Source organism: Pseudomonas sp. LAMO17WK12:I1 (assembly GCF_900177315.1).
GTDB lineage: Bacteria > Pseudomonadota > Gammaproteobacteria > Pseudomonadales > Pseudomonadaceae > Aquipseudomonas > Aquipseudomonas marginalis.
Genome location: NZ_FWZV01000032.1, coordinates 1 through 1,751, shown reverse-complemented (window position 1 = coordinate 1,751; position 1,751 = coordinate 1). Strand labels below are relative to the sequence as shown.

The window sequence follows — 1,751 nt, the reverse complement described above, 5'->3', positions numbered from 1 at the left end:
GCCAGCTACAGCCACAGCGAATTGCGCGCCCTGGCCGATGTGCTGCTGGACTATCCCCATGTGCTGCTGATGACCGATGACATCTACGAGCACATCCGTTTCGACGGCCTGGACAACCCGCATATCCTCGCCATCGAGCCGGCCTTGAGCGAGCGCAGCCTGGTGGTCAACGGCGTGTCCAAGACCTACGCCATGACCGGCTGGCGCATCGGTTACGCCGCCGGCCCCGCCGACCTGATCGGCGCCATGGCCACCCTGCAATCGCAGTCCACCAGCAACGCCTGCTCGATCAGCCAGGCAGCGGCGGTGGAAGCGCTCAACGGCGACCAGAGCTTCGTCAAGCAAAGCGTGTTGGTCTACCAGCAACGCCGCGACCGCTGCCTGGAGCTGCTCAATGCCATTCCCGGCCTCAGTTGCCGCAAGCCCGATGGTGCGTTCTACCTATATGTGAATTGCGCTGGCCTGCTGGGTAAAACCACGCCCGAGGGCAAGGTGCTGCACACCGACAGCGACGTCGTGATGTACCTGCTGGAAAGCCAGGGCGTGGCGGTGGTGGCCGGCACGGCGTATGGCCTGGCGCCGTTTTTCCGTATGTCGATCGCCACCGCGATCGCTACTCTCGACCAGGGCTGTGCACGCATCGCCACCGCCGTCACCGCGTTGCGCTGAGGGCCGACCATGACCGTGGTAGCCCACCCGCCCTTGAGTTTCCAGCAGGCCTTGCTGGCCATGCTCGGCATCTCCCTGGTGCTGATGCTCTCGGCACTCGACCAGACGGTGATCGGCAACGCCTTGCCGAGCATCGTCGCCGAGCTCGATGGTTTTGAACTCTACGCGTGGGTGGCCACCGGTTACCTGTTGGCGTCCATCGTCACCATTCCGATTTTCGGGCGGCTGGGGGATTACTACGGGCGCAAGCCGTTCGTGCTCGCCGCCACGTTGATTTTCACCCTGGCCTCCCTGGCCTGCGCCGTGGCCGACGACATGCTGGTACTGGTGATCGGCCGCGCCTTGCAAGGCGTGGGCGGCGGCATGCTGATCGGCACCGCGTTCGCCTGCATTCCCGAATTGTTTCCCGATACCCGTCAGCGCCTGCGCTGGCAAATGCTCTTGAGTGCGCTGTTCAGCGTGGTCAATGCCATCGGGCCGGGCCTGGGGGGTTACCTGACCGGCGCCTTTGGCTGGCGCTCGGTGTTCTACCTCAACCTGCCGCTGGGTTGCCTGGCGCTGTTGATCGCCTGGCGCTTTCTGCCCTGGTACCGCCCGCAACAGCGCAGCGGTATTCGCCTGGACTGGCCCGGCGCGCTGCTGATCGCCCTGGCCCTGGGCAGCCTGCAATTGTTTGTGGCATGGCTGGGGCATTCGAGCCTGGCGTTGAGCGCCGCCCTGGGCCTGGGCTGCATGGCCGCGATCATCGTGCTGTGGCATTGGGAGCGGCGTTGCCCCCATGCGCTGTTGCCGGCGGCGCTGTTCAGTTTGCCGAGCCTGCGATTGTTGTTCGTACTGTCGGTGGCGGCCGGCGCGATCATGTTTTCGCTGTTGTTCTACCTGCCGCTGTTGCTGCAAGGCGCCTACGGCTACTCGCCCCAGGACGCCGGCCTGTTGATCACGCCGCTGGCGTTGAGCATCACCTTGGGAGCCATCGTCAACAGCCGCATCGTGACCCGTTTGCGCAACCCCAACCATTTGCCGCTGGCAGGCTTTGTCGCACTGCTGCTGGCGTGCCTGGGCCTGGCGGTGGTCGGGCGCGG

2 protein-coding genes are annotated in these 1,751 nt (G+C 65.2%); both read left to right on the top strand.

All coding sequences use genetic code 11. From position 1 onward, the window contains the following. A partial coding sequence (locus tag B9N88_RS32145) for an aminotransferase class I/II-fold pyridoxal phosphate-dependent enzyme (protein WP_027608117.1) occupies positions 1-669 on the top strand: 669 nt, incomplete at its 5' end. 9 nt (positions 670-678) lie between these two features. After that, on the top strand, positions 679-1,751 hold a 1,073-nt coding region (locus B9N88_RS32140; protein WP_043293843.1), incomplete at its 3' end, for an MFS transporter.